Below are 6,754 nucleotides of genomic sequence, written 5' to 3' on the forward strand. Positions count from 1 at the left end.
ACTTTACTCTTCACTAAGATTAATAGTATGATCCGTAAAGATTGATTATGAAAGGAGTTAAGAATGATCACGTCGGAGGCACAAAAGCCACTGACAATTCCCCCCAAAGAACTTTTATCACCTCCTGGTGATTTTAATCCCACGCTATTAATGTTTTTAGTTGTGGTGATGATGTTAGTTTTGTCTAACTTTGGGTATTGGCTTTGGGAATGGCCGCATTGGTTGTGTTTTAGTGTCAATACTCTAGCGCTACATTGTTCAGGAACGGTGATTCATGATGCTTGTCACCAATCTGCCCATCGCAATCGAATTGTTAACGCTATGTTAGGCCATTGTAGTGCCTTGATTCTAGCCTTTGCTTTTCCAGTATTTACACGAGTACATTTACAGCATCATGGTAATGTTAATCATCCCCAAGATGATCCAGATCATTATGTTTCTACAGGTGGTCCCCTGTTCTTAATTGCGGTGAGATTTTTGTACCATGAAGTATTTTTCTTTCAAAGACGGTTATGGCGTAATTATGAACTACTAGAATGGTTTATTAGTCGCCTAATTATCATTACTATTGTTTATATTTCTGTCCAATATCATTTTTTGGGCTATATTCTTAACTTTTGGTTTATTCCCGCTTTCTTGGTAGGAATAACTTTGGGGTTATTTTTTGATTATTTACCTCACCGTCCTTTTGTTGAGAGAAATCGCTGGAAAAACGCCCGCGTCTATCCTGGCAAGGTTCTCAATATCCTAATTTTGGGGCAGAATTACCACTTAATTCATCATCTTTGGCCTTCGATTCCTTGGTATAATTACCAGCCAGCTTATTATTTGATGAAGCCATTATTAGACGAAAAAGGCAGTCCGCAAACTTCCGGGTTATTGCAGAAGCAGGACTTTTTGGAATTTGTCTATGATATCTTCATAGGTATTCATCTTCATCACTGAATTTAGTAATATTGAGGGCGGGGAGACCCCGCCCCTACAGGTTTTATGATTTGGACGGAAATTGATACCCATATTAGCCAAGTTACTGGCGAAAAATTTGTTAGTCAGCAGCATTTATCCATTAGTGGTGGGTGTATTAATCAGGGTTTTGCTATTAGCGATCGCCAATTGACTTACTTTGTTAAACTAAATCAAGCTTCTCAAGTCTCAATGTTTGCAGCAGAGATGCTTGGTTTACAGCAAATGTCCACCACAGGAACTATCCGCGTTCCTGGTCCAATCTGTTGGGGAACTACAGGCAATTCTAGCTATATTGTCTTGGAATGGCTAGAGATGACCACTGGTAACCATAAGTCTTGGCAAGAAATGGGACGCAAATTGGCAGCAATGCACAAAACTACCAGTAATCAAGGTTTTGGCTGGGATATTAATAATACTATTGGTTCTACACCGCAAATTAACAATTTTTCTAACTCTTGGATTGAATTTTATATTCAGCACCGTTTAGGTTATCAATTTAAGTTAGCAAAAAAACGCGGCGGTAGTTTTCCATTAGCAGAAAAACTATTAGCAGCTATTCCCGAATTATTAGCAAATTATCAACTTCAACCGGCTTTAGTACATGGGGATTTATGGGGAGGAAATGCAGGTTTTACGGTTGAGGGTGAACCAGTAATATTTGATCCTGCAACTTATTTTGGTGATAGAGAAGTTGATGTCGCTATGACAGAATTATTTGGAGGTTTTCCGCCAACTTTTTATCAAGGTTATGAGGAGATATATCCTTTACATACAGGATATGAAACCAGAAAAACATTATATAATCTGTATCATGTTTTAAATCATTTTAATTTGTTTGGTGGTAGTTATAGTTCCCAAGCTAATCGGATGATTGAGAAAATTTTAAAGGTCTGAACTATTATTAATTTGATGGGGATGATTTTGAGTGATTGGCAATTTTCGTATTACTTTGTGTCGCTCCGAGAAAAACTTTTGTAGTCCATTTTCTCCACTTTCTGAAATTGCTAAATTAGCTGTTAGGAAGTAGAAGAGCGATCGCCACCAAAGCCGTTGCTAAATTAACCAGGGCTGGACGACTGAGGTTAAGAAAACTCTTCATCCTCCTTTATCCTCAAAGAATTCTGCTCCTGTTCCTTCAACAGTAGCAACTACCAATGCCCTGTCAAGAAATTCATTACGCCGTTCGCAAGATGTTTCCGCAATCAGTAAACACCCATGACAAGCAGCACCATGTAAAAAACGCTCCTCTTGCTCATTATCTGGTTTATGCTGGGCGCAAACCGGATCATTGGAGCATAATCATATCAAACCTGACTAATTCTTGACTAATTGCCCTAATTGGTGCGAGTTTATGCAATCTTTCAACCCAAGTTTCAATATTTTCAACTCGACTTTGTAAGCTCGGTGCTAACCATCCTTCTGGATGGGTTCTATTCAAGAACCTTGGTTGTCTGTAACGAGTTTTTCTGGCACGTCTAGAACGTCTTAATTGACTTCTAGAAGTTAAAGCATCTCTAATTGCAAAGCCAGAAATGTTTTAATTCAGCGGCAAATACAACTTCGCCAGTTGAATCATTAATTAATGCCATTCCCGTGAATTTTGCCCCAGGATCAATCTTTAGTCTTAGGGACGATACTGGGGAGTCAGGACAGGATTTTTTGAGAATAATTGTGAACGGAAACTGTCTAAATATTGCTGCTTTTTTGTTTCTTAATAGTTGTCTGGCTTGTGCAGAATGAATTGGATTTAATGGGATGAAGTTGGTATCTAAAACAAATACTTTGGACATAAAGACATAAAGTCCCTCCTTGCGGGTAATGTTAGCTAGATGCCTCCGGCACGCTGGCGCGAACAACAATGTTAGAGGCCGGTAACTATCTTAAAAGCACTGGTTTAACCCTTAAGCCTGTTTAACTTTGAAGTTCTAGAGCTTAGCCATATGGAACGTTGAAAACAAGGAGAGAAAATCTAGAAATGAAGTTACCACCAAAAATCACAATCGCAGATCACTTTAAAGATTTAGAAGACACAAGAGTTGAGAGCATTCAAAGAGGCTATAAACAAAGGATTTGAGGGATTCAAATATAGTGAATTCAGCACAAAAGAAGACGAGCATGGAGGAGAAGAAATCCGTCATTATCTCATGCTATCAGACATAAAATAAAGAATAGATCCAGACAATAAATGGCTAAATCTTCAAAGTGTAGGAATGGTAGAATATATACGACAACTCAATGGAAAAACTCAATTTAAAACCCGTTATTATATTAGTAGCTTGACGAATAATGCCGAATTATTAGGACAATCAGTCCACAGTCATTGGGGTATAGAAAACTCATTACATTGGGTTTTGGATGTAGCTTTTAGAGAAGATGATTGTCGGATAAGAAAGGATAACGCACCACAAAACTTTGCAGTTCTCCGTCATATAGCAGTTAATCTTTTAGGAAAAGAAAAAAGCCAAAAACTAGGAACTAAAAGTAAGCGTTTTTGTGCAGGATGGGATGATGAATATTTAGAAAAGATTTTAGAATGTATCTGATAAAAATCATAAAATATAGACAAACATAAATATAAACAATTTATTTTTCTGTTGATTCTACAATAGAATCTAGATTTTTGATGTCAAAAAATATAGCTATTAATATATAGAACTTAACAAAATAAATCCATCATCAAAAATAAATAATTACTCTAAATTTATTAAATTTTTAGGATACTAATAAAGGAATTTATCAGATTTTGAATGAAATGACATATTTTTCCATATTGATGCACTAATATAGTATTTTATCAAGATAATTTAGATGCGTTTCCCCTGACCCCCTTGCGGAGTATAGATTATGCAAGTTAGGCAGTACAACTTATTATTTAGTCGGTTGGGTGAAATAGCTACACTCTTTTTTAAACTAGGTGTTATTGGCTTTGGTGGACCAGTTGCCCATATTGCCATGATTGAAGATGAAGTGGTGAAGCGTCGTCGGTGGTTGACACAAGACCATTTTCTCGATTTATTAGGTGCAACCAATTTGATTCCTGGTCCCAATTCCACTGAAATGGCAATTCATGTGGGATATATTTATGCAGGATGGGCAGGGTTGATTGTCTCAGGTGTTTGTTTTATATTACCTGCGGTTTTAATAACAGGTATATTTGCCTGGATTTATGTTAATTATGGTAGTCTACCTCAAATTGCACCTTTACTTTATGGTATCAAACCTGCTGTTTTAGCGGTTATTGTCAATGCCCTCTGGGGGTTAGCAAAAAAAGCGGTTAAAAACCATCAATTACTGATTATTGCTATAGCTGTAGGACTATTGATATTAATTCGGCAAGTGAATGAAGTAATTGCCTTATTGTTTGGGGGATTACTAGGTATGATTTGGTTACATCCTAGAAATCAAGACAAACCACCAGGAAATAAACCTAACTTATTGATTGCTGTCTTAACTACAGGCGCAACTTTACAGACAACATCTACAATTAGTGCTATGGCAGGTACATCTATTCCTTTATGGCAATTAGGTTGGTTTTTTCTGAAAGTTGGTAGTGTTTTGTTTGGTGGTGGCTATGTGTTAATTGCATTTTTGCAAGGGGGATTAGTTCAAGAATATGGCTGGTTAACACAACAGCAGTTACTAGATGCGATCGCTATTGGTCAATTTACCCCTGGTCCAGTGCTGTCTACGGCCACCTTTATCGGTTATGTCTTAGCTGGTGTACCTGGTGCGATAGTAGCTACCATTGGCATTTTCCTACCATCTTTTCTCTTCGTTGCTGCCTTAAATCCGGTTATTCCCCGTTTACGCAATTCTGCTTGGACAAGATCATTTTTAGATGCTGTGAATGCCAGTGCTGTAGCACTGATGGTAGTAGCTGCCTTGCAACTGGGAATAGCTACTTTAAAAATAGCAAAACCACCCTATGTAGATATTTTGGGGATAGCGATCGCACTCATCTCCACAGTTTTGATTACTCGCTACCGCATCAATGCTGCTTGGCTAGTTTTAGGTAGTAGTTTAATTGGTTATGGTGCTATGGCTTTAGGTTATATCAAATAAAATACCTGTTATGGGTGTAGATAGAGCAAACAATCCCAGCAATGAATATTGAGCAAATCGGTTGAAAAATGTACGGCGTTTTGGTAAAAATGGTATTTTCATGGGAGAAATTTCTGGTAACTGTTCACACTCCCCCCCTATCTTTAACGAGAGATCAAGGGTTTCGATAATTTTAGAGGGGGGGGGAGTGAATAACTACAAATTTGGTATTAAAAACCATGAAACCCTTTATTTATATGGGTTATGGGGTAAATAAACTCATATCTGGCATAACAGGTACGGAAGAACCGAAAATGATGAAGTCAATAATCGATGACTAAAATAGAAGTGATTAGGCGTTATGGGGTTTTAGTAGAATGAGTTGGACAGAAAAACTAGAGCAGTTAAAAGAGTTATTTATAGAAATGGATCAGGCTTTAATAGCCTATTCGGGAGGAGTTGACAGTACATTGGTGGCTAAGATTGCTTATGATGTGTTAGGCGATCGCGCATTGGCTGTAACTGCGGTTTCTCCTTCTCTATTACCAGAAGAATTAGAAGACGCGAAAATTCAAGCCGCAACCATCGGAATTTCTCATAAAGTTGTCCAAACACAGGAAATGGACAATCCCAATTACACATCTAATCCAGTCAATCGTTGTTATTTTTGCAAAAGTGAATTACACGACACCCTCAAACCCTTGGCCTTAGAGTTGGGTTATCCTTATGTAGTAGATGGTGTAAATGCCGATGATTTACATGATTATCGTCCCGGAATTCAAGCTGCAAAAGAAAGGGGTGCGCGATCGCCTTTAGCAGAAATTGGTGTGACTAAAGCCGAAGTGAGGCAAATTTCCCAAAAACTAGGTTTACCTTGGTGGGATAAACCCGCTCAACCTTGTTTAAGTTCGCGCTTTCCCTACGGTGAAGAAATTACCATAGCCAAATTACAGCGGGTAGGTAGAGCCGAAATTTATTTACGAACTCTAGGGTGGCAAAATTTACGAGTCCGTTCCGAGGGTGATACAGCTAAAATCGAATTATCACCAGATAAAATTAAAGATTTTGTGACAATGACAGATTTACCAAGTCTAGTATCTGTATTTCAAAACTGGGGATTTATTTATATAACTTTGGATTTAGAAGGTTATCGTAGTGGTAAATTAAATCAGGTTTTACCACCAGTTGCTTTACAAAAATAATAAATCTAAAACAGAACCTTGTCTAGATGGGCAGGGTTTGTTTTTAATATTCGGTTTTTTACATCTTGGTTAAATTCTATCGATTTTATTTTTGTGTAGGCTATTCAATTTAAAATCTAAAATAGTCAGTTTATGATTTATAATCAGGGTTTTATGGACTGTATTCATTTAACAGGGATTCGCGGTTATAGCTATGTTGGGTATTTACCGGAGGAAAAGGTATTAGGACAATGGTTTGAGGTGGATTTGAAATTATGGGTCGATCTTGCTCAAGCTGCGGAGACTGATGCTATTAAAGATACTGTAGATTATCGTAATATTATTAGTTTAGTCCAGAACTTGCTAAAAACATCTAAATTTGATTTATTAGAAAGGTTGGCAGGTGCGATCGCTAATGCTATTCTTCAAGAAAGTAGTCTAACCACCCAAGTACAAGTTATTCTCATTAAACCTGCTGCACCAATTCCTGATTTTGATGGTAATATTCGCATTGAATTGACTAGAAGTAAATCCAATCTATAGAAGGAAATCACAAAATTTATAAT

Annotated in this window: 5 protein-coding genes and 2 pseudogenes; 6 read left to right on the top strand and 1 reads right to left on the bottom strand. The window is 37.3% G+C overall.

What is annotated here, in order from left to right; all coding sequences use genetic code 11:
- The first annotated feature begins 63 nt into the window (after positions 1 to 63).
- Together crtR and AA650_RS13100 are read left to right on the top strand one after the other, a co-directional pair.
- The gene (crtR, locus tag AA650_RS13095; protein ID WP_053539351.1) at positions 64 to 945 is read left to right on the top strand and encodes a beta-carotene hydroxylase; all 882 of its coding nucleotides are present in this window, start codon (positions 64 to 66) and stop codon (positions 943 to 945) included.
- 45 nt (positions 946 to 990) lie between these two features.
- On the top strand, positions 991 to 1,860 hold the full coding sequence (locus AA650_RS13100; protein WP_199924244.1) for a fructosamine kinase family protein: 870 nt from the start codon (positions 991 to 993) through the stop codon (positions 1,858 to 1,860).
- A 394-nt stretch (positions 1,861 to 2,254) separates the two neighbouring features.
- On the opposite strand, the pseudogene iscB reads toward AA650_RS13100, so the two are convergent.
- Positions 2,255 to 2,756, bottom strand: a pseudogene (iscB, locus tag AA650_RS27915) (RNA-guided endonuclease IscB); the annotation flags it as partial.
- Between the two features lie 255 nt (positions 2,757 to 3,011).
- Here iscB and AA650_RS26510 point away from each other — a divergent pair.
- The 4 genes and pseudogenes from AA650_RS26510 to folB form a co-directional block, all read left to right on the top strand.
- Positions 3,012 to 3,509, top strand: a pseudogene (locus tag AA650_RS26510) (ISAs1 family transposase); the annotation flags it as partial.
- Positions 3,510 to 3,810: 301 nt separating this feature from the next.
- A complete protein-coding gene (gene chrA / locus AA650_RS13115; RefSeq protein ID WP_053539353.1) occupies positions 3,811 to 5,028 on the top strand; it encodes a chromate efflux transporter in 1,218 nt (405 codons plus the stop codon).
- A gap of 356 nt (positions 5,029 to 5,384) precedes the next feature.
- Positions 5,385 to 6,209, top strand: coding sequence for an ATP-dependent sacrificial sulfur transferase LarE (larE, locus tag AA650_RS13120; RefSeq protein WP_053539354.1), 825 nt, complete (start codon positions 5,385 to 5,387; stop codon positions 6,207 to 6,209).
- A 153-nt stretch (positions 6,210 to 6,362) separates the two neighbouring features.
- Positions 6,363 to 6,731 carry a dihydroneopterin aldolase gene (folB, locus tag AA650_RS13125; RefSeq protein ID WP_053541287.1) on the top strand — a complete coding sequence of 123 codons (369 nt, stop codon included), beginning with the start codon at positions 6,363 to 6,365 and terminating at the stop codon, positions 6,729 to 6,731.
- The last annotated feature ends 23 nt before the right edge of the window (positions 6,732 to 6,754 follow it).

Source organism: Anabaena sp. WA102 (assembly GCF_001277295.1).
Taxonomy (GTDB): domain Bacteria; phylum Cyanobacteriota; class Cyanobacteriia; order Cyanobacteriales; family Nostocaceae; genus Dolichospermum; species Dolichospermum heterosporum.